The sequence below is a fragment of the Chromatium okenii genome, assembly GCF_002958735.1.
In the GTDB taxonomy this organism is placed as follows: domain Bacteria; phylum Pseudomonadota; class Gammaproteobacteria; order Chromatiales; family Chromatiaceae; genus Chromatium; species Chromatium okenii_A.
The window spans coordinates 370,571-392,528 of record NZ_PPGH01000034.1; the positions used below are offsets into that span (position 1 = coordinate 370,571).

Annotated in this window: 20 protein-coding genes and 2 pseudogenes; 16 read left to right on the forward strand and 6 right to left on the reverse strand. The window is 51.1% G+C overall.

Features of this window, described 5'->3' with window-relative positions; all coding sequences use genetic code 11:
• Positions 1 to 83: 83 nt before the first annotated feature.
• Both CXB77_RS07810 and CXB77_RS07815 read right to left on the reverse strand, forming a co-directional pair.
• Positions 84 to 1,256, reverse strand: a complete 1,173-nt coding sequence (locus tag CXB77_RS07810; protein ID WP_105073434.1) for a sensor domain-containing diguanylate cyclase — start codon at positions 1,254 to 1,256, stop codon at positions 84 to 86.
• Complete coding sequence (locus CXB77_RS07815; protein ID WP_172452590.1) at positions 1,223 to 1,855, reverse strand: PAS domain-containing protein; 633 nt, start codon at positions 1,853 to 1,855, stop codon at positions 1,223 to 1,225. Before CXB77_RS07815 ends, CXB77_RS07810 begins: the two co-directional genes overlap by 34 nt.
• 439 nt (positions 1,856 to 2,294) lie before the next feature.
• Here CXB77_RS07815 and CXB77_RS07820 point away from each other — a divergent pair, with 439 nt between their 5' ends.
• The 4 genes from CXB77_RS07820 to CXB77_RS07835 all read left to right on the forward strand — a co-directional run bounded on the left by CXB77_RS07820 (position 2,295) and on the right by CXB77_RS07835 (position 4,724).
• A complete protein-coding gene (locus CXB77_RS07820; RefSeq protein ID WP_105073436.1) occupies positions 2,295 to 2,819 on the forward strand; it encodes an NADH-quinone oxidoreductase subunit B family protein in 525 nt (174 codons plus the stop codon).
• A 63-nt stretch (positions 2,820 to 2,882) separates the two neighbouring features.
• On the forward strand, positions 2,883 to 4,019 hold the full coding sequence (locus CXB77_RS07825; protein WP_105073437.1) for an LbtU family siderophore porin: 1,137 nt from the start codon (positions 2,883 to 2,885) through the stop codon (positions 4,017 to 4,019).
• A gap of 1 nt (position 4,020) precedes the next feature.
• Positions 4,021 to 4,290, forward strand: coding sequence for a succinate dehydrogenase assembly factor 2 (locus CXB77_RS07830; RefSeq protein WP_242445545.1), 270 nt, complete (start codon positions 4,021 to 4,023; stop codon positions 4,288 to 4,290).
• Positions 4,284 to 4,724, forward strand: a complete 441-nt coding sequence (locus CXB77_RS07835; protein WP_242445546.1) for a protein YgfX — start codon at positions 4,284 to 4,286, stop codon at positions 4,722 to 4,724. Before CXB77_RS07830 ends, CXB77_RS07835 begins: the two co-directional genes overlap by 7 nt.
• 18 nt (positions 4,725 to 4,742) lie before the next feature.
• Here CXB77_RS07835 and CXB77_RS07840 read toward each other — a convergent pair whose 3' ends face one another.
• Positions 4,743 to 7,733 carry a PAS domain S-box protein gene (locus tag CXB77_RS07840; protein ID WP_105073439.1) on the reverse strand — a complete coding sequence of 997 codons (2,991 nt, stop codon included), beginning with the start codon at positions 7,731 to 7,733 and terminating at the stop codon, positions 4,743 to 4,745.
• A 129-nt stretch (positions 7,734 to 7,862) separates the two neighbouring features.
• On the opposite strand from CXB77_RS07840, the gene CXB77_RS24565 reads away from it, so the two are divergent.
• From CXB77_RS24565 to CXB77_RS07885, 12 genes and pseudogenes are all read left to right on the forward strand, one after another.
• Positions 7,863 to 8,003, forward strand: coding sequence for a MerR family DNA-binding transcriptional regulator (locus CXB77_RS24565; protein ID WP_431520713.1), 141 nt, complete (start codon positions 7,863 to 7,865; stop codon positions 8,001 to 8,003).
• A 33-nt stretch (positions 8,004 to 8,036) separates the two neighbouring features.
• Positions 8,037 to 8,174: pseudogene (locus tag CXB77_RS24570) on the forward strand (hypothetical protein); the annotation flags it as partial.
• A 38-nt stretch (positions 8,175 to 8,212) separates the two neighbouring features.
• On the forward strand, positions 8,213 to 10,090 hold the full coding sequence (locus CXB77_RS07850; RefSeq protein ID WP_172452591.1) for a DUF1566 domain-containing protein: 1,878 nt from the start codon (positions 8,213 to 8,215) through the stop codon (positions 10,088 to 10,090).
• A gap of 889 nt (positions 10,091 to 10,979) precedes the next feature.
• Positions 10,980 to 11,426 carry a sulfur globule family protein gene (locus tag CXB77_RS07855; RefSeq protein ID WP_105073506.1) on the forward strand — a complete coding sequence of 149 codons (447 nt, stop codon included), beginning with the start codon at positions 10,980 to 10,982 and terminating at the stop codon, positions 11,424 to 11,426.
• 220 nt (positions 11,427 to 11,646) lie between these two features.
• A complete protein-coding gene (locus CXB77_RS07860) occupies positions 11,647 to 12,426 on the forward strand; it encodes a hypothetical protein (protein WP_105073441.1) in 780 nt (259 codons plus the stop codon).
• 52 nt (positions 12,427 to 12,478) lie between these two features.
• Positions 12,479 to 14,675 (forward strand): annotated as a pseudogene (locus CXB77_RS07865) (sodium-translocating pyrophosphatase).
• Positions 14,676 to 14,754: 79 nt separating this feature from the next.
• Positions 14,755 to 15,162, forward strand: a complete 408-nt coding sequence (locus CXB77_RS07870) for a response regulator (RefSeq protein ID WP_277949376.1) — start codon at positions 14,755 to 14,757, stop codon at positions 15,160 to 15,162.
• Positions 15,163 to 15,263: 101 nt separating this feature from the next.
• Positions 15,264 to 15,608: a helix-turn-helix domain-containing protein gene (locus CXB77_RS07875; RefSeq protein ID WP_431520714.1), complete on the forward strand. Its 345-nt coding sequence runs from the start codon at positions 15,264 to 15,266 to the stop codon at positions 15,606 to 15,608.
• A gap of 162 nt (positions 15,609 to 15,770) precedes the next feature.
• A complete protein-coding gene (locus CXB77_RS07880) occupies positions 15,771 to 16,685 on the forward strand; it encodes a histidine kinase dimerization/phospho-acceptor domain-containing protein (RefSeq protein WP_242445547.1) in 915 nt (304 codons plus the stop codon).
• Entirely contained in the window at positions 16,672 to 16,824 is a 153-nt protein-coding gene (locus CXB77_RS21560) for an ATP-binding protein (RefSeq protein WP_242445548.1), read from the forward strand. Before CXB77_RS07880 ends, CXB77_RS21560 begins: the two co-directional genes overlap by 14 nt.
• 103 nt (positions 16,825 to 16,927) lie before the next feature.
• Positions 16,928 to 17,590, forward strand: coding sequence for a hypothetical protein (locus CXB77_RS21565; protein WP_242445549.1), 663 nt, complete (start codon positions 16,928 to 16,930; stop codon positions 17,588 to 17,590).
• Complete coding sequence (locus CXB77_RS07885) at positions 17,497 to 19,581, forward strand: PKD domain-containing protein (protein WP_242445562.1); 2,085 nt, start codon at positions 17,497 to 17,499, stop codon at positions 19,579 to 19,581. The genes CXB77_RS21565 and CXB77_RS07885 overlap by 94 nt, the downstream gene beginning before the upstream one ends.
• Before the next feature lie 59 nt (positions 19,582 to 19,640).
• On the opposite strand, the gene CXB77_RS07890 is transcribed toward CXB77_RS07885, so the two are convergent.
• The 3 genes from CXB77_RS07890 to CXB77_RS07900 form a co-directional block, all read right to left on the reverse strand.
• A complete protein-coding gene (locus CXB77_RS07890) occupies positions 19,641 to 20,057 on the reverse strand; it encodes a hypothetical protein (protein ID WP_146108758.1) in 417 nt (138 codons plus the stop codon).
• A 10-nt stretch (positions 20,058 to 20,067) separates the two neighbouring features.
• Entirely contained in the window at positions 20,068 to 21,357 is a 1,290-nt protein-coding gene (locus CXB77_RS07895; RefSeq protein ID WP_105073444.1) for a hypothetical protein, read from the reverse strand.
• Between the two features lie 178 nt (positions 21,358 to 21,535).
• Positions 21,536 to 21,949, reverse strand: coding sequence for a hypothetical protein (locus CXB77_RS07900; protein ID WP_105073445.1), 414 nt, complete (start codon positions 21,947 to 21,949; stop codon positions 21,536 to 21,538).
• Between the last annotated feature and the right edge of the window lie 9 nt (positions 21,950 to 21,958).

Genomic DNA, 21,958 nt, shown 5'->3' on the forward strand with positions numbered 1-21,958 from the left:
TACGGATTACAGCAATTAAACAGGTGATCTGCGTCACAACCGTAAAAATAATAAAAACTAAAAACTAAGCGGTTGCTGGGTGCTCAAATTGATGCGCTACATTGAATACAATTTCGTCCGGCTGCTTTTGCGCGATAAAGTGCTTGATCGGCACGTTTTAATAATTCATCTAACGATTCGTCATCGTCAATTAAACACGCAATGCCAGCACTCACTGTCAATATCACTAAATCATTGGATAACATTAGAGATGAACCTGCTAACGCATAACACAAGCGTTCAATCGCCTCATGCGCTTGCTCTCGAGTTGCTTCAGGCAATAGCACAGCGAATTCATCACCACCAAAACGCGCCCAAACATCAATTTCGCGCAGCGTTTTTTGACCGCATTGCGCTAAAGTAATCAATGCTTGATCTCCTGCTGCATGACCATAGGTGTCATTCACATATTTCAAACGGTCAAGATCAATTGAAACAATTGCAAAAGGACATTTAAACCGCCGTGCACGTTTTAACTCAATTTCAGCTAAAGCCATGAAATGACGACGATTCACCAAACCCGTTAATTCGTCCGTAGTGGCTTGTTTTTGCAGCTCGGCTTCGAGACGAGTGCGCTCAGTAATATCCAAAATGAGAAATAACAGTGAGGTTAACTGCCCGGTTTGATCGTAAATTGCAGAGCCATACCACACACAATCAACGCGATAATCATGCCGATGGAAATGGTGAGTACGGACAATGATGTGCGACAGCTCTCCTTTAATCATATCGCTTAATTGCGTAATAAATGCGATCACATCATCAGGATGATTCCATGCAATCTCACTAGGATGGCGTCCTACAACCTCGTCGGCCGACCAACCAAACAAATGTTCAGCTTCTTTTGACCAACGCATCACCCGCAATTGAGGATCGAATTCAATAACACCCAGCGGCGAGTTATCCATGTGCGCATGAAGTCGTTGCAGCGCATTTGAAAGTGCTAATTCCAATTGCTTGCGTTCGGTAATATCAATGCTATAACCGGCTAGAAAAATTTGATCGCCTTGAACAATTGGAAACTTGACTGTGGTGTAATAACGTCCATTAAATCCTTCTTCCACAATCAACTTTTCACCTTTACTACAGACTTTCCAATCATCAGCAGTGATTTGCGCAGCAAAATCAGGCGGGAATAACTCCTCCATCGTTTTCCCCACCATCTCTTGCGCAGTAATTCCGATCAACTGTTGAAAGTTTTCGCTGGCTTGTAACACGCACTGCTGGTCGGTGTCACTGATTTGATAAAGGTATAAATGGGTGAATAACGAATGAATAGCGAAAGTAATTCTTGATTTTGATACAGTGCCTGTTCCGCTTGTTTTTGTTGCGTGATATCACGAATAATTTTAATTGCGCCAGTAATTCGCCCTTCAGCATCGCGTATAGGCGCTGCTTTAGCAAAAATCCACGCACCCTGATGATTATTAAGTGCGGGACAATGGCTTTCCGCAGTAATCACATCACCAGCGCGATGACAATTTAGATAACGTGCTTCTAACGTAAGATCGTATTGAAAAATCAAATCTGTCAGCAATTGGCATGGTTCGCCATAAAATGGAATGCTATAAATATGATTGCCTTGACCGAGCATTTCAGAGGCTGGAATGCCCGTCATGGTTTCAATCGCTTTATTCCAAATAATGACGCACTTTTCTTGATTGATTGCAAAGGTCGCGTCGGGCAAAAAATCAATCAAAGTGTGCGATTGATACTGACTGATCTGCAACGTTTCTTGTGCTTGTTGTTGCTCAAATATCTCCATTGCGATAGTTTGGTCACACATATTTTCAGCAGTGCCGGTAGGTTTTTTCATCATTATTTACCTTTGCGATTAACGTGAGAGGTTACGCATCTCAAAACATAAGTAGTTAATTTTTTAATCAATTACTTTGCAGAAATTTCCATTTGGAATGGAGGCAGCAGGACATTTGTTCAGGATGGTTGTTATCAACACGAGGCCTGACATGAAAGATAACGATATATCACCGCTTTTTTTTAATCTGAGTAGAGCGTCGCAGTACACGCAAATCAAATTTAGCAAAATCTAATTGGTTGTGTAGGTCACACAAACACAACCAACGCTGAAAAGCGATAACAACTTTTGACAGCGTTGAACACCCTCGTCAGGCATGAAATTTTAGACTTTGGCAAAACAAATAATTCTGACTATTTTACTTGGTGATTGAGTGATATTATTGAACTCATTAAGAGCAGAAAAACAACTACTTTTATGTCATGGAGTTTGAATACTGATGTTGCGAATTCTTGAACAATCATTGCGCATTGGCGTCATTACCGAATCACCACCAAATCACGATGACGCCGAATTGACGCGGCTGGGTATTGAATTGCGGCGTGTTATTGATGTGCGTTTTGGACGCAGTCTTGCTATTCGTCAAGTAGACGCCGGATCATGTAATGGCTGTGAATTAGAAATTCACGCGCTGAATAATTCTTATTATGATGTTGAGCGATTTGGCGTTCATTTTGTTGCCTCGCCGCGTCATGCCGATGCGCTGCTGGTGACTGGACCGGTATCACGCCACATGGAAACTGCATTGCGTCGTACTTGGCGGGCGACACCATCGCCAAAATTCGTGATTGCTGCTGGTGAATGCGCGTGTACTGGCGGTGAATTCGGCGTGTCTTATGCCAGCCGAGGCGCAATAGAAAACGTCATTCCGGTTGATGTGAAAATTCCCGGTTGTCCGCCAGCACCACTTGATTTATTGAGAGGATTGCTCGCAGCATTAACAACGAGAATTGTTGCGCCGTAATTTGGCAACCGTGTTTAATTCAAAACTGCTTTTTGAACAGCAATTTCAATCTGAGATATTTTAATGAGAATCCTGAGTCTTTCTGCTGCCGTCACGATTGCATTGACCAGCCAAAATCCAGCCGTTGCTGATAGCGTGACCACTCGGTTGAACCAATTAGAAACGCAGAACCGTGCACAGGAAGCAACGCTGCAACAGCAGGCAGCGGTGATCGCCGAGCAGCAAAAAACCCACATGGCGGAAAGCGATCACAGCGATTGGTATCGTCATATTGAAGTATTCGGTTTGATTGAAGTTGAAGCCGGTTCGTTTTCGCCGGAAACCGGCAACAGTGAGAGTGACATCTCGCTTGCGACCGTCGAGCTGGGCATCAAATCCAAAGTCAATGCGTGGGTCGAAGCCGGTGCTTCGCTGTTATACGAGCAAGATCAGACCGATCTGGAAGTGGATACAGGCTACATCACTATCGCCAATACCGACGTGACGCCACTGTTTCTAACCGCTGGGCAGCTTTATGTGCCGTTTGGCGTGTTTGAAACTAACATGATTTCCGATCCGCTCACGCTCGAAATCGGCGAAACCCGTGAAACGACGCTGCAAATCGGCGCAACGCAAGGCGATTTTTCCGGCAGCGTTTATCTGTTTAACGGCGATACGACGATTGACGGCGAAAACCAGATTGATAATTGGGGCGCTAATCTCGGTTATGCGCACACCGCAAACGATCAGGCGTGGACGGCGAGCGTTGGTTATCTCAACGATCTTGGCGAAACCGACACCATGCAAGCGTTCGTCGGCGACCGTGCCGAACGCACTGGTGGTTGGACTGCCAGCGCCAGCGCCACTTGGGGACGGTTCAATTTGATTGGCGAATATCTCGCTGCAACAGATGATTTTGCTGCCGAACATCTCAGTTTCAAAGCTCAAGGCGCTTGCCCTACGGCGTGGAATCTCGAAGCCGGTTTCACCTTCGCCATCATGGGTAAAAAATCAATTGCTTCAGTTGGTTATCAGGGAACTAGCGAGGCGCTGGCGCTGGAATTACCAGAACAACGCTGGTTGCTGGGTTTAGCCGTTGAAATTTTTGATAAAACTTCGCTGAAGTTTGAATGGGCACGCAGCACCGATTACGACACCGCTGATGGCGGCAGTGGCGATATTGACAACCGACTGCTCGCGCAGATTGCCGTGGAATTCTAAAGTGCCAAACACCGTCAAGCATTCGGAAGAGTTTCGTCGATTGCGCTGGCAATGTCGGCGCGGAATGCTCGAACTAGATGATTTACTTGAGCAATTTCTTGATCTCGGTTATTCCGAGTTGAATGCGGCGCAGCGTCACACGTTTACAACGCTGCTGGCGGCGCAGGACACACAATTGAGCGATTGGTTAATGGCTCGCGCCACGCCAGACGATCCGCAACTGCGCGATTTGGTGGAACGCATCATCGCGGTCGCTCAAGCGCAGTGGTAAAACAACCACCGCTGTTGATTCATCCGCATTGGTCATGGCAATTGACCTTGTTGATCATTGCAACACACGGGCTGGCGCTCGTGGTCATGTTAATGATTCCATTAGATGTTTATCGCTGGCCGCTGCTGGCGCTGATTGGCGGGAGCGGCGTTCATGCGGTAATGGCGCAGGTATTGCGCCGCACTCCGTCGTCGATTCAATCTGCGCTGTGGCAAACGGATGGAAGCTGGCTATTAACGCTGCGTTCTGGTGCGCAGCTTGTGGCGCAGTTGTCACCAGCAACGTTTTTTAGTTTGCGCTTGATTGTGCTCAATTTTCGGATCGGGCGCTGGCAGCGAGCGGCGTTGCCATTATTTAGCGATGCACTTGATGCAGAGCAGTTGCGGCGCTTGCGGGTGCGCCTGCGCATCAACAGCGCTAATGATAATTTCTAAATAATCAATAGCTTATTACTAAACATGTAGCCATTTTTCCAACGCTTCGGCGAGCGCCAGCGGACGCACCGGTTTCGACACATAATCATTCATTCCCGCCGCTAGACATTCCTCACGGTCGCCCTGCATCGCATTTGCCGTCATCGCAATAATTGGAATTGCGTGATTATTCAATGGACTCGCTGGATTACGAATCAGCCGCGCCGCTTCCAAACCATTCATCACTGGCATTTGTACATCCATCAATACGAGATCGTAAGGCAGCGTCGCCAGCGCATTCAGCACTTCTTCGCCATTGGCGACTGCATCGGCGCGTAATCCAAATTTCTTCAGAATTCCCAGCGCAAGCTGTTGATTCACTGGATTATCTTCAGCCAGCAAAATTCGCGCTTTACTCTGCGCAAACCGTTCCGTAAGCGTTGACGAAGTACTGCGCGATGGTGGTCGTCCCAGCAAGCGCAATGGTGTTTCGGATGTTGATGTTTCGGTAGAAGACAGCAGCGCCAGCAACAGTTCGCACAATTCCTGCTGGCGCACTGGTTTGGGCAAATGCGCAGCAAAGCCGCTGGCAGCGAATTGCTGCAAATTATTTGGTCGCGCCAGCGACGGTAAAATCACCATCTGCAAATCAGCCATCCGCGTATCAGCACGAATGCTGCGCCCCAGCGTTTCGCCATCAACACCCGGCATTTCCAAATCAATCAACGCGATACGAAACGGATCATGGTTCATTTGCTCACGCTCCAAGGTGCGCAGCGCCACCAAACCATCGGCAACAGCCAGTGGACGCATGTCCCACGCCCGCAGCCGTTCACTGAGCAACACTCGACTGGTGGCATTGTCATCAACGATTAACACGCGGATTCCAGCCAATTCAGGCAACGACGGCTCCGGCGGCGCAGCGAGCTGTTTGCCGAGTTGTGCGGTAAACCAAAATTCTGAACCACGTCCCAGCTCGCTGCTCACGCCGACCGTGCCACCCATCAATTCCGACAGTTGCCGCGAAATCGCCAGCCCCAAACCCGTGCCGCCGTAATGCCGCGTAATCGACGCATCTACTTGACTGAACTTGTTGAATAGCAAATTGATTTTATGTTCTGGAATGCCGATGCCGGTATCGCGCACCGCAAAACGCAGTCGTACTGAATCAATGCTGTCTTCTTCCAACGTGACCTGCATCGCCACTTCGCCGCTGGCGGTGAACTTGATCGCGTTGCCAACCAAATTGGTCAAAATTTGCCGCAAACGTCCCGGATCGCCGCGTAACTGTGTCGGCACAGCGGGCGCTGCGGCACACAATAATTCCAAACCTTTTTCATAAGCGCGATGCACAAGGCTGGCAGCGAGATCGTCAAGCAGCGCAGTCAATTCAAAATCGAGGATTTCTAAACTGAGTTTGCCGGCTTCAATTTTAGAGAAATCAAGAATGTCATTAATGAGCGTTAATAACGCTTCACCGCTAGCGCGAATGGTTTCGGCATAACGATGTTGTTCTTCAGTCAATTGAGTATCGAGCAGCAAACCAGTCATGCCAATAACACCATTCATTGGTGTGCGAATTTCATGGCTCATATTGGCGAGAAATTCGCTTTTCGCAGCATTGGCGGCCTGCGCTTGCAGCGCCAGCGCCTGTGCCCGTTCATTCGCTGCTTGCAATTGGCGATTCGATTCTAATAGCGCATCTTTTGCTAAACGGCGCTCGGTAATATCTTGATGCGTGCCGAGCATCCATACTGGTTCGCCATCTGGTGTGCGGTCAATCACGCGCCCGCGATCCAGAATCCATACCCAATGCCCGTCTTTATGGCGCATTCGGGTTTCACATTCATAATCTGCGCATTCGCCCTTAAAATGGCGTTCTAACAATGCTTGACTAATACGCAAATCATCAGGATGAGTAAAACGTGTCCACGTCTCAATCGTGATGGGTTCCAATTCGCTGAGGCTGTAACCGAGAATCTCTGCCCAGCGTGAATTCAAAATGACTTCACCAGTGCGCACATTCCATTCCCAAGTGCCAACGTGAGTGCCGAGCAAAATACCCGCCATACGCTGTTGTTCACGAATTAACGCCTGTTCTGCTGCTTGTTCGTTAGTCAAATCTTTACTCATACCAAATAGACAATTTTCACCGCTCCATTGCCCACGCCATGCTCGACTTTCCACTGCGAGCAATTGCCCATTTTTTGCCACCAGCGGCAATGGGCAGCTTTTGCGCCGACCGCTCAATAGATCAACCAAATTGCGTTTAGCCTCAGCGCGTCGCTCGGCGGGATGTAAATCTAATAGCGAAGTGCCCAGCAATTCTTCAACGCAATAACCCAATTTGCGGGTGACTGAAGCGTTGATATGGCGAATTTCGCCGCTTGGGGTCGCCACAAAAATCAGATCATCCATGCTCTCAAAGAACGCACGAAGATTGGTTTCGCTCTCGCGCAATTGCTCTTCAGCGCGCCAGCGATCGGTGATCTCACGACTGAGACCCAGCACTCCAGCGAGTTTGCCGTTGACATCCCAATACGGTGTTTTCAGAGTGTCAAACAGCGCCTGTCGTCCATTGGGAAAAGTGCACCATTCTTCATTGCGGCGTGGCATCAATGCTTTCAACATTTGTTGATCGTAAGCACGAAATGCTTCCGCCACCGGTTTCTTAAACAGCTCGAAATCGGTTTTGCCCAAAATCTCCTCACGGCTGCGCCCGACGAATTTCGCAAACATCGGATTACAGCCGAGATAAACGCCCTGTAAATCTTTGAAAAATACCAAATCTGGTGTGGCGTCGAGCAGTGTCGCCACCAGTCCACATGGGCGCGGCATATTGTCTTCGGGAATATGCAATTGAATGTCTTCAGGAATATGTAATTGATTGATCAGCCTAGCATCTACATTCGTGTCAGGCGAACGCAGCCACACCAAATCGGGAATGGCGCTGAGTAAAGTGGCAAGCAATTGTTTTTGCTCGTTTTCAAGTATTTCTCGTTCATGCTGATACGCGCTGTGTTCAGGCATGATATTCCTCGTAGCGCATAAAAATTATAAGCAATCGGTTGATTCAAGATTCTAGCGATCCTAACAGAGTCAGACCCTAGTCTTAAATAATGTGCGCTTTAGTTTATTACTTTCCATATAGAAAACACTATCAGCACTGGCAAAGCTGCAAAATTACTCGGCATTTCCGTTAAAACTCTGCAACGCTGGGAACAGGAAGGACGCCTAATACTTATTGCCCGCACGAATGAAAATTGCTGCGTTTATAGGGAATCGCAAATTAAAAAGTGATAAGAAAGCTAAAATTAAACGCATCAGCGAGCAGCAATGCAATTGAGTATAGAACCAGAACAGTTGTCGGATTTAATACGCGCTCAAGAAAAACAGTTTAGTATAGATATGTTAATCACATTGGCAACTCATGCGGGTTGCAGAGTTAGATCTCTTACCCGCTTAATTTAAGTGTATTAAAAACTCACTACTGGAGAATGAGAATGAGAATGTTTGACCGTATTAGATTTTTTCATGTTTTGGCGCGTTGGGCTGGAATTGCTGCCTTGCTCGCTTTGACAATTCCCGCATCCGCTGTCGGTTTGAATGACACCGGAATTACTACCTGCTCAAATGCAACCGAAAACGGTTTGCCGTGTCCGGTCGCCGATTTTCCCGGTCAAGATGCTGAATTCGGCAGCAATAAATTTGATTTCACCAAACTGGATGCAGCGGGAAATGAATTGCCCGCTGATGCCACCGATCACACCTGCGTCCGCGATAATGTCACTCGCTTAATCTGGCAAGTGAAAATCAGTGATTCAACTTTCACCTTCGATCAAACCGCTGGTTATGTCAATAACGTTAATACAACTGGCTTATGCGGTTTCAACGATTGGCGGATGCCAGACCAAAAAGAATTGATGGGAATTGCCGATCACAGCATTGGTTATCCCAGACCAACAATTGATACCAATTATTTCCCAAATACGCCAAATAGTGAATTTTGGTCGGGTTCTCCGGTTGCCGACCTCTCGGGCAGCGCGTGGGTCGTGAGTTTTGGCAATGGCCTCGCCTACTACGACGGTCGGAACAACGACAGCCACGTCCGGCTCGTCCGCGGCGGACAGTCTTTTGATTCTTTTGTTGATAACGCGGATGGCACCGTAACGCAGTCAAATACTGGGCTGATGTGGGCAAAATGCAGCGAGGGTCAAAACGGCACGAATTGCATTGGTGATGCAAAAACGATGAATTGGAGCGCAGCGTTAACAGCCGCGAATAATTCTAATTTGGGCGGTTATGACGATTGGCGGTTGCCCAATATCAAAGAATTACAAGCCTTGGTGGATTACAGCCGTTATGTCACTGCTATTGATACCGACTATTTCCCGAATACACCGAATGGTGATTATTCGTGGTATTGGTCCGGCTCGCCCAACAACGCGGGCAGCGCGTGGTTCGTGCATTTCAGCTATGGCTACGCTAGCTACCTCAATCGGAACGAATACAGCCACGTTCGGCTCATGCGGGGCGGACAATCTATTACTTATTTTTCTTTAACTGTTAAAAAAACTGGTACGGGTAGCGGTTCTATTACCAGTGCCGACAATCAAATCAATTGCGGTACAGCCTGTGCAGCGGATTTTGGAAGTGGCAGCAACGTTATTCTCACTGCTAAACCTGCAAGCGGTTCTGCTTTCAGCGGCTGGAGCGGCGCGTGTTCCAATACAACTGGCACTTGCACCGTCAAAATGTCTGACGCGCAAACCGTCACTGCTAATTTCAATCTATTGCCCAGCTATAAATTATCAATTAGCAAAAGTGGCAATGGCACTATCACCAGTTCACCAGCGGGAATTAGTTGCGGCACGACTTGCAGCAAGCAATTCAGTAGCGGCACAATCATTACATTGACTGCTAAACCGAATACTGGCGCAATGTTTAGTAAATGGACGGGCTGCATTTCGCTTGCCGCCACACCGTTGCAATGCAATATCACGCTAACCAGCAGTAAAACAGTGACAGCAGTCTTTGGAATAGCAGATATAAAAATCACTGCGATCACACTCACGCCTGCATCACCCGTTGCCAACAGCACATTTAGCGCCAAAATCACGGTAAAAAATCAAAGCACCATGCCCGTAAATGGAGGTTATGTAGATGTGTGGACAAATAAACCGACGGTGCAAATCTGCGAAGCGGCTGGTGATAAATGGATTGACGTGGGTTTGTTGGCTGCCGGAGCGACTAAAACTCTGACTGTTAATTTGCCAACCGGGAACGTTGGCGCGAAAACACTCCGCGCTTTTGTTGATAGCTGGTGTCAAATACCGGAGTCGAATGAAGCCAACAATCAACTGACCAAAAACTATACGGTCAAATAACCGCACTGGATGTCGTGCTTATGAAAAAACCGTCACATTTTATGATTAAAGTGCGGCGGTTTTTTATGTGTTCAGAAATAAATTATAAAGCAAGCGGCTGATACCCAGCGTTATTCTGTAGTGGTGCAGCGATTACGCAACTGTTAAATGATGATCTTCATCGTAAAAGTTACGCAGTTGGCAACAACTCGTACAATGGAACTGACAAATAAAGTCTCACGGCATTACGCACGATTCTATTTTTAGCTTCCATGATGCTTATTCCAGTTTGATAGAAGTAGCGTTCTAAATGCACAAAAGCGCAGTGCACAAACCAGTTTCAATAAAAATCAAGCATTTAGAAATCTAACTACGTAACTCCTATTCTATTAAGCTCCAGTCAAAACATTTTGCAGGAAGCAGTGAGGGTTAGCAGTGCTCCACCGACGCCGAGCGAAGGTCAGACTTAACCGCTTAACGCGGTTTAAGCACTTTGCGTTGAAGCGTTTAGATGACTGTAGGATGAAATTCGCAACTCATAGCGCAGACGTTCGCGCCGTCGGACTGTCGCCGTTACTGCAAACACCCTTAATTCTGTTGCATTTTTAATCAAAGCAATGTGGGTTATTCGTGTTTTAGATGGTCATATCAAAAAACAGTAATTTCTAAAATACTGGTTTTGCTGGCGCGGTTTATTTCATTAAAGCAATCAATAACAATGTGTTATATGATTTCAACGGTTTGCTGCTGATAAATTGATATTGTGCGATTTGATTGCGTGAGCGTTCTCTAAATGCTTATACTCAGTACGCCGTTTACCGGCACTGAAAAACCACGGGCTTCACAGTTGTTGAAAAGAAAATTTCTTTTAATCAGCGTGACATATCCACTTACAAAGAGTGCCATAACAATGATGAAAACGATAAAAATCGCGGGTTTTGCTGCGGTCATCGGTCTGAGCTGCACCACCTTCACCGCGAGCGCTTGGTGGAACGGCCCCGGTTACGGTAACAACGGTTACGGCAACAACGGCAGCGGCATGATGGACAACATGGGCGACATGTTTGGCGATGGCACTGGCAACGGTGACTTCAATATGAGCATGGGCGGCAGCGGACGCAGCAGTGGTCGTGGTTACGGTCGCGGTGATGGTCGTGGCTACGGCTATGGTGATGGACGCGGCTACGGCAATGATGGTTATGGTGCACCTTACGGATATGGCGCTCCTTACGGTGGCGGTTACGGTGTACCGGGTTATGGCGCAGCACCCTATGGCGCGATGCCTTACGGCGCACCCTATGGAATGCCTCCGCAAATGCCAGTTCCTGCACAACCGCAAGCAGCACCAGTTCGCTAAAACGCAATAACGACAGCAGGCGCTCCCACTGTGGAGTGCACTGCTTGCACCATCCGCATTTCATCCTGCTTCAAAATTGCCAATTACCATCTTTCTACGCCAGTTGCTGATGCACTCGTAACCAGTTGCGAGAATAATCACGCCGTCCGACACACCGCTCATAAAACACCGTCCGCTTCGTTGGACGGCTTTCAAGTGAAACCACACGAGGTTTTGTGTTATGGCCGACAAGCATCTTTATCTGTCTTTAATTCCGCAGGCACTCATTGCGTCGATGTTGAAACCGGAGGACTTCGGCAGCTATTACGCCATTGGCACCAAGGTTCACGTTCAGGGTGAAGCGATCTTTTTTGAAGTTGATCCCAGCTTCCGCTCGGATGCTTTCCCCTTTCATCTAATCGACGACCGCTGCGTTCCCAAACCGGACGGCTCCCTGAAAAACTCAGTGTATCTGTCGATTTACCGCGTGTTATCGCGGATTCCGGTCTCCGCACTCGGCAACCTATATCTCGTCACCAACGACGGCAAAACGTTGGAATTGCAGCGCAGCGAATATCAGCGCGATCCCAGTCAACTTCTGCATCTTTATCAAGAATTTTGTCCGATCAATCCGATGGTTGCCAGCAGTCTGGAACCACATGAATTTTCGGATTTTATTACCAATCCAGACCATCCAGTTCACGTTCCGCGCTTGGTTTTTTCGCAATTACAGCTGGGCGCGTTAGCCACTGATCCTGAACACGGTTCGGCACAAGATTTGCCTTACAGTAATCTCGAACATCTGCGCGATGTGCTCGCCGAGTTGAAACACAATCAGGGAAAACCCAGCAAACTGGTTCTAAAACAAGTACATGAGGGCGTGATCTATCGGACGATCCAAGGCGGTTTTTATGTCGGCGATGAAACCGATTTTGCGTTTTACCGCTTCCCAGAACGGTCTGCGCTCGAAAACCAATATCGCAGTTGGTGGCGTTCCGCACAGGTCACGGGTTTGGCATGAACCGGCGTTATGCTCAATGTCCCATTTCAATTTCAAATAGGTCGTTAACAGAATGAATCAACTTGTTTTTTGGATTGCACCCATCGCCGCAATTGCGGCGTTGGTCTACGCATGGCGCTTTTATAAAGAAATGCTCCAGCATGATCAGGGCACGGCGTTAATGCAGGAAATTGGCGGTCACGTCAGTCGCGGTGCGATGGCGTATCTCTGGCAACAATACAAAATCATGGCACTGGTGTTCATGGTGCTGGCAGCGATTTTTGCAGTGCTCGCGTATCAATTCCACGTCCAAAGCACTTGGCTACCCGTAACGTTTTTATGCGGCGGCTTTTTCTCGGCGCTGGCGGGCTATTTCGGCATGAAAACCGCCACCCAAGCCTCCACGCGCACAGCATCAGCTGCGCAAACCTCGCTGCCGGATGCACTGCGCATCGCATTTCGCAGCGGCGCAGTCATGGGTTTGGTCGTGGTGGGGCTGGGACTGGGCAACATCGCGTTCTGGTTCATTCTCGCTAACCTGCTGATTCCAGCCGGCGATCTAGGCGAAACGCATCGCATGGTATTGATTACCACCACCATTCTGACCTTCGGTATGGGCGCATCGCTGCAAGCCATGTTTGCGCGGGTTGGCGGCGGCATCTTCACCAAAGCGGCGGATGTTGGCGCGGATTTGGTCGGTAAAGTGGAAAGCGGAATTCCCGAAGATGATCCACGCAATCCAGCGGTAATTGCGGACAACGTCGGCGACAACGTCGGCGATGTGGCCGGAATGGGCGCAGATTTATTCGAGTCCTATGTCGGCTCGATTTTGGCGGCGAGTGCCCTCGGCGCGGCAGCGTATATGATTGATCCGGCGCTACAAATGAAGGCAATCGTTGCCCCAATTGCGATTGCTGGGCTGGGCATTATGCTGTCGATTTGGGGCGTGTATCTGGTCAAAACCGAAGAAGGCGCCAGCCAAAAACAACTGCTGGATGCACTCGGACGCGGCATTAATTCCAGCGCGGCGTTGATTGTGGTTGCCTCGCTGCTGTGTTTATGGCTGCTGGGAATGCCCAACATGTGGGGAATTTGGGGCGCAGTGGTGTCTGGATTAGTCGCGGGCGTCATCATCGGACGCTCGACCGAGTACTACACTTCACCGAGTTATTCACCGACGCGCCAAATCGCCGAACAATCTGAAGGCGGCGCAGCAACCCTCATCATCGCTGGGATCGGCGTTGGCATGTTATCCACCGCAATTCCGGTGCTCACCGTGGGCGTCAGCACGATGCTGGCGTATCTGTTCGCGTCCGGGTTCGATGCCGGGCAGATGAATCAAGGGTTGTACGGCGTGGGCATTGCGGCAGTGGGCATGTTGTCCACTTTGGGCATCACGCTGGCGAGCGATGCTTACGGTCCAATTGCTGACAACGCAGGTGGCAATGCGGAAATGAGTGGTTTGGGACCAGAAGTGCGCGAACGCACTGACGCGCTGGATGCGCTCGGCAACACGACGGCAGCGACTGGCAAGGGTTTTGCGATTGGTTCTGCGGCACTGACTGCGCTGGCGCTGATTGCGTCCTATGTCGAAGTGATTCGGATGGAGCTGATTAAAGTTGGCATCACGACGCTGGAGCTGGGTCACGGCGCAACTATTCCGACCGATACCGCGACCCTCACTGATTTTATGACCTATTACAGCGTCAATCTGCTGAATCCGACGGTGTTGGTGGGCGTGATGATCGGCGCGATGGTGGCGTTTGCATTTAGCGGAATGACGGTGCAAGCGGTCGGACGCGCTGCGCTGCTGATGGTCGAAGAAGTGCGCCGCCAATTCCGCGAAGACCCGGGTATTCTCAAAGGCACGTCGCAGCCAGATTATGAACGCTGCGTAGCAATTTCGACGCTCGGCGCAGCGCGAAATGGTGATTCCGGCGTTGATCGCGGTGATTGCGCCAGTGGTAACTGGATTGGTGCTCGGCGTGGCCGGCGTGATTGGCTTGCTGGTGGGCGGATTATCGAGCGGCTTCGTGCTGGCAGTGTTCTTAGCGAATTCCGGCGGCGCGTGGGACAACGCCAAGAAATACATCGAAGCTGGTAATCACGGCGGCAAAAACTCGCGGGCGCATCGCGCAGCGGTCATTGGCGACACTGTCGGCGATCCGTTCAAAGATACTTCCGGCCCCAGTCTCAACATTCTCATCAAATTGATGAGCATCGTTGCGATCATCATGGCGGGCGTGACGGTGACTTACAGCCTGCTCTAGTCGCAGCTCGTCGCTAATCAAAACCGCACGGGTGCGCTGCATCCGCTGCGGTTTTTTTCAATCTGAGCAATTGGTTATCATGCGCGTCCTGATTGTTGAAGATGATCCTTTGCTCGGCGCTGGTCTGCAAATTGGGCTGGGTCAGGATGGCTACGTCGCCGAATGGTTGCAGAGCGCCGATCCCGCTGAACACGCGCTGCGGGTTGAGCATTTCGATGTCATGGTGCTGGATTTGGGGCTGCCGGGGCGCGATGGTCTCAAATTGCTGCGCGATCTGCGCCAGCAGGGAATTGATCTGCCGGTGCTGATTCTCACCGCCCGCGATGCAATTGCGGACAAGGTTGCGGGGCTGGACGCTGGCGCAGATGATTATCTCGTCAAACCATTTGATTTAGATGAATTAAATGCGCGGATTCGGGCGCTGCTGCGGCGATTTGCAAATCCACCCAACCCCCTTTTGCAAAGGGGGCTTTGGCTCCCCCTTTGACAAAGGGGGCGGGGGGATTTCTCAAAGAGGTGTTTACGCACCGGTCATGCGACGGCGTTATTTCAAGCCGGCGAGCTGGTGGTGGATACGGCGCGGCACACGTGACGCTCGGCGAGCAGCCAGTCAGTCTTTCTCCTAAAGAATACAGCCTGTTAGAGGCGCTGATTGCTCATGCCGATTGCGTCGTTCCGCGCTCGCGTCTTCAGGCGATGACCTACGGCTGGCACGATGACATCGAAAGCAACGCGCTGGAGTGCATATTCACCATTTGCGCCACAAGCTCGGCAAGCAGCGCATTCTCACGGTGCGCGGCGTCGGCTATCAATTGCTCTCGCAGCCAGCGCCATGAATTCCATTCGCTATCGGTTGCTGTTTTCGCTGTTCGTGGTGCAGGCGATTGTGTGGATCGCGGTGGGACTGGTGGCGTTGGATCGCGCCCAGCATGAAGTTGACGAATTGCTGGATGCGCAACTCGCGCAAACTGCACACGTTTTGCACCAGATCACCCAAACCGGTCATTTGCCGGATATTGCGGGTACCCGCAAACGCTGTCGCCCATCGGTCATGCCTACGAATCCAAAATCAGTTTTCAACTGTGGCGCGGCGAGGTGCTGGTCAGCAGCTTTGGCGCAGCGCCAGCCGAACCGCTGGCGCACGGGCTGGGCTTTTCGGATCAACAGCTTGCCGATACCCGCTGGCGCGTGTTTGGTCTGCCGACGGCGCGCTGGCGAAGTGTTGTATGTCGCCAAAATGACAGCATTCGGCAGGAACTGATTGAATATCTTACTTTTCAAGCATTGCAGCCGATTCTGTGGTCGCTGCCGCTGACGGCGCTGCTGATTTGGCTGGCAGTGTCGGATGGACTGCGCCCGCTGATGCGCTTGACCCGCGACATCACCCACCGCTCGGCAGCGCAACTGACGCCAATTGATCTGCGCCGAGCCCCGCTCGAAATCCGTCCGCTGACGACGGCGCTCAACGGGCTGATGGCGCGGCTCGAACAGGCGTTGGCAGCGGAGCGTCATTTTGCTGCCGACGCTTCGCATGAATTGCGCACGCCGTTTGCGATCATTCGCACCTACGCCCAGATCGCCCGGCGCAGCACCGATGCCGATGAACGCAACGATGCACTGGCAAAACTCATTCGCGGCGTGGATCGGGCGACGCATCTCATCGCCCAGTTGTTGATGTTGGCGCGGCTGCAACACCAGACCGGCGCTGCCGCAGCGGGCAGTTGGTCGCTCATCGCCACAGCACGCCAAGTCGTTGCCGATAAACAGGAATATGCCGACAGCAAGGCGATTGCTCTCAGCCTGCATTTCCCAGATGGCGATCCGTGTTGCGTCGGCGTGGCTCCGGCAGCACTGACCGTGTTGCTCGGCAATCTGCTGGATAACGCGCTCAAATTCACGCCCGCAGGTGGACGGTGGCGGTGGCGGTGCAAGCGCGACGCGAGCGGGTGGTGCTGCGAGTTGAGGATTCTGGACGCGGATTGCGCCGGGCGACCAGATGCGCGTGTTTGATCGTTTTTATCGCCCTGCCGGTCAAACTGAAGCTGGCGCGGGGCTGGGTTTGGCAATCGTGCAGCGCATTTGCGAATTGCACGATGCTGAGATTGAACTGCTGGATGCCGAACCCAAACCGGGGTTGCTGGTGAAGTGAACTTTCGCAAAGCGGCGCGAGAGTCTTAAGGATTTCTTAAGGCGGCGCAGCTTAGGGTGATGCAGTGAACACTGCGGTTTATCACCAGCGAGAGGACAACATAATGAGCACATTCAAACCGCGCTGCGCTCCCAGCGCCCCATCATCACAAGATCGCCACCGCACTTGGCGCAGATTGACTTCGATGCTGGCGCTGACGGTCGTTGGCTTGTTCGCCGTCGGCATGGCGCTGGCGGAAGATGATGAACGGGATGATGAAGCTGGCGCATCAACGTTGACCATTGAACGCGCAGCTTGGGACAGTCGGGAGCATCGGTTGCGCGTGTCTGGGCAGGGCACGGCGCGGGCAAAGGTGACGGTGGTCAATGCTTATGCCGTCACGCAGAAACTCGGCACGGACTCCGCCGAACGCAACGGCGCATGGTCAATCAGCAAACAGCTTCCTCGTCCGGTGCCTTGTCGGGTGCGGGCGACTTTGACCGATGGGCAAACCGTTGAACGCGCTGTGGATAAAGCGCCAGCAGATTGCGCTCCCAAAGCGCCGGGCACCGGCACTCCGCCGCCCGTAACCACCAATCAAGCGCCAACTGCCAAAGCAAACGGCCGTACAGCGGCAAACCCAGCGTGGCGGTGCGTTTCAGCAGTGCTGGCTCGCTTGATCCAGACGGCAGCATTGCCGCTTACGCTTGGGCGTTCGGCGATGGCGCGACCAGCAACCAAGCCAATCCCAGTCACACTTATGCAACGGCGAAAACCTATACCGTGACGCTGAAAGTGACGGACAACCTCGGCGCAATCTCGGCACTTGCCAGCACCAGCGCAGTGATCGCTACCACCGCGCTCCCGCCACCAGCATCGCCGACTGCCTGCACCTCGTCGATTCCAGAGCATTGCAATATCACCGCCTACACCGGGCCGGAGGTGTGCGTTGCCTGTCACCAAAATCAGGCGCGAGACATGCACGGCTCGGTGCATTACCAACAGGGCGGCGCATTTCCCAACGTCACCAACATTCCGAGCAATTTCACCGCTGCCGGTGAGCGCCCGGCAAAAGCGGCCGGCGATTTGGTGGCGACTGGCGTGAACACCTATTGCGGAACCCACGAGAATTCGCCGCGCTTCACCTGCGCTGGATGTCATGTTGGCAACGGGCGCTTGCCGATGGCGCAATCGCTGTTTGAACAACTCGCGCCAGCATCCGCTGCCGCGCAAACCCAATTGGCCAATATCGACTGTTTGACCTGTCATCAGGAAGTTTACAAACGCTTCCCAGATTGGACGGCGAGCGGGCTGGGTTTTAGCAATTTCAGTCTGTTGAATCTGGCAGAAAACTCCAGCGGGGCGCTGGTGCGTTCTGATGGCGGCGCAGTGTTGCGCACCGGCTTTCAGGGCATTCCTAACTTGAGTGTGGCGGGTGATTTCCTGTTCAAACCAGCGGGATCGGACACGCTGCCAGCAACGGCTCCGCTCACGCCGATGCCGCTCACCACGCTGGCTGCCGCGCAAAACGTTCACGCCACGACCCGTAAATCCTGCCTCAGTTGTCATGCTGGCGCGGGCGGCGCGGATGGAGCGAAACGCGGTGATTTGTCGCAAGAAGATGTTAATCCCAGCGTGACGCACGATCTGCACATGAGTTCTGCCGGAGCCAATTTGACCTGTGCGGATTGTCACACCACGCCCGGCGTGAATGGCGAAACCCATCGAATGCGCGGACGCGGGCTGGATTTACGGGCGGATGATGTGGCGGAGCGGTTCACTTGCGAAGCTGGCGGCTGTCACAATAATCGCCCGCACGGTGATTTCAGCAACACCCAAGGTGCGAGCAAAGATAAACACGCGATGAAGGTCGCCTGCCAAACCTGTCATATTCCGGCGTATGCCAAGGCAGCGGTCGGGACAGAAATCGCCCGCGATTGGCAAGACCCGCATCCGTCTGATGCGGCTTGCAGCGGGCGCGGTGGCTGGCTCCCGCGTGAAGATAAAGGCGGGCTGGGCAGCGCGGCGCTGATTCCAAGCTACAACTGGTTTGATGGCACTTCCGAGGTCGTTTATCTGGAAGAGTCGCTGGCTGGCGTTCCGACTGTGCCGTTGGATGCGACGATTGCTGCCAAGTTTGTCGGTGATTTCGCCGCAGGCGATCCGGCGTATGTGCTGGGACAGCCGAATGGTGATGTGACCAGCGCGACCGCCAAGCTGTATCCGATGAAGCAGCACTGGGGCAAGCTGGCGCGGAATGATGCCAATAACAGCTTGGTCGGACATTCCACCTTTGAATTTTTCCGCACTGGCAGCTTCTGCCGCGCAGTGGCGCTGGGGCTGGGCGATGATCCCGATGCGACCTGCGTCGGGACGCCCGGCAATCTCGAAATGCCCGTCGGCACAACTGCCGTGCCGGTGTTCACTTACCAAACCATCAATCACGGCGTCGAACCGACGGCCAACGCGCTGGGCGGTGATTCCGCTGGTTGCGGCTCCTGTCATCAAGCGTTGAGCGGCGGCCCGGCACGATTGGACATGACGGCGCTGGGCTATGGTTTGCGGACGCTGCCGAGCGTGGTGGTGGGTTCTCGCGTGACGGCGCTCAATGGCACTCTCAATACCATTTGCACCCAATGCCATGACAATGAATCAGAAGATCGTGATTTCAATTCGGTGCATAGTCGGCATGTGCAAAAAGAAGGCAAAGATTGCGCCGCCTGTCATAACTTTGCGCGACCAGAACGGGGATTAACGCTGAGTCGCGGCGATGATTAAAACGCTTTAACCAAGCAGCAAAATGCCATTAAAAAATCCCCCTTTTTCAAAAGGGGGATTTATTTTTCACTCAAAACATTGAGTTCTGGAGTACGGTCAACGGCGCTGATATAGCCAATGCCGCCGGGCTGGGATTTCACGAATTCAATAATCTCGCGGCTTGTAGAAAATTCTTTCGGTGGTGTTCCTTTACCAATAAAACGGCGCACCACCCAATAAGCCCGATATTGATCTTCGTCCTTGGAAAGAAAGGTCGCCAAAAATTGCTGCCGCGTGAGACTGCCAGATGCTGCATTCACTACGGTTGCTGGTTGCCCATTCACTTCAATAATGCGCCCCGTAAAGAGCTTTTCGACGGTGACGCAATCTAATTTCGGCAAATCTGGATTACCAATAATTAATACATTCTCGGCGCTGGCTTGACTAATCACACACGCGATGAGCAGGAAGGCAAGCGCGATGACTCTATTGTTCATGGCTTGCTCCTCAAAAAACAAAGTTATAAGACAAAGAAAACAGATTGATGTCTTCATTGCTCACATCGCCACCAACGGGCGAATCCACGAAGCTCGACGTCATGCCAACATGCGTTCGCGCCCATTCCAATTTGAGTTTACTGGTCGGCGTAAGCGCGTAAGAAGTACCCAGCGCCCAAGTGTGTTGATCGTAAGCAATAAAAATATCAGCAGTGGTACGTTGTAAAGCGTTAATCAACGGTGCACTGGGAAACCACGCAGGAATAGAAGACTGATTGATCGCCTGATTTAATTCGAGTGCGTTGTCTTCGGAACGTAGCCAAGCGTAATAAAGATAGGACGTCCACTTGCCAATACGCTTGCGCAACGAAGTGTAGCCACCATTGCTATTGATGCCAAATTCTGCGTATTTAACTAGGCGTCTTACATATTCAGTAGCAAACCGAATGTCGTAACCAAGACCAATATCAGCGCCCACCACAACAACTGAGAAATCCTCGCTTTTTCCAGTGGAAAATTCTGTTCCTAATCCTAATTCTGGTTGTAACGCGTAATACTGAATACCGGGAAATGGACTGACCAATGGAATATGATAAATCCATCGTTGTCCATCAAGCAGCTCAATAGATGGTTTATAAAAACTGAAACGAAATAGATTTTCCTGCTCCCGATACGACAATACGATGCCTTTAACTTCGACCTGAATGGGAGTGAAGTATGCGCCGGCATCTAAATATCCCGGAACGGAATCGCGCAGGAAATAGCGCCACACGCTATCGGCGCTGCCCCAAAATAATTCAAGATTCAAATCGCCGCGCACCAATCCCCAAGTTTTGCTAATTGAAATTCCAGTGAAATCGACGGTGGGTGATGTTGCATACACTTCAACCGGCAGGCGGGCGTAATCAAATGTCCAACCAACATCCATGTTTTCCGAGTTGAGATAGCCCGGCAGTCGCAATTTGCCCAGCCGCAGCAGCCAATCGTCATTCGGTCGCCATGACAGAAATGCCCATGACAATTTTGGTATCCAACGGTTGTCATCATCATCGGCGGGCGAGATTTGCGCCTGTACAGTGGCGCTCCAATGCACATTAAATTTAGCGTCCAATTGCACTCCAAACAGGCTGTCACGGGCAAAAGTGCCTCGGTCAGTAATCACACGCTGATACGAATAGGGTTGATCGGAACTGACGTAACCGAGCGTGCCATAGCCTGACCATGAACAATCCAGTGCCTGCGCGGAGTTCAGACTGAAGGCGAGAAACGCTGCCAGCATTAAATTAAAATGATAACGCATAGTTTTCCCAAGACATTTAGAAATTGCGCTGTTGAAAACGCAATTCGCCGATTTGCATAAAAACCTGATTGTGCTGCGTACAGTTTAGTGCTCAATTTCTTTATAGCAGCTTCATTGAATTACATTGCTCTTGGCGCAAATTATTGGGTTGCCAATAGCGGCAACCCAACCTACGGCTTTATTTTTCAATTAACACATTGAGTTCTGGCGTTCGGTCAACGGCGCTGATATAACCAATTCCACCGGGCTGAGATTTCACAAAATCAATAATTTCACGGCTGGTGGCAAATTCTTTTGGTGGTGTTCCTTTACCAATAAAACGGCGCACCACCCAATAAGCCCGATATTGATCTTCATCCTTGGAAAGAAAGGTCGCAAAAAATTGCTGCCGCGTGGGACTGCCAGGCGCTACATTAACCACGATGGCTGGTTGACCATTGATTTCAATAATACGTCCAGTAAAAAGCTTTTCAATGGTGACGCCATCCAATTTGGGTAAATCAGAATGACCAATAATTAAAACTTTATCGGCGGTGGCTTGACTAACGGCACACGCAAGAAAAAGGGCAAATGCGATGAGTTTGTTGTCCATGTCTTCGAT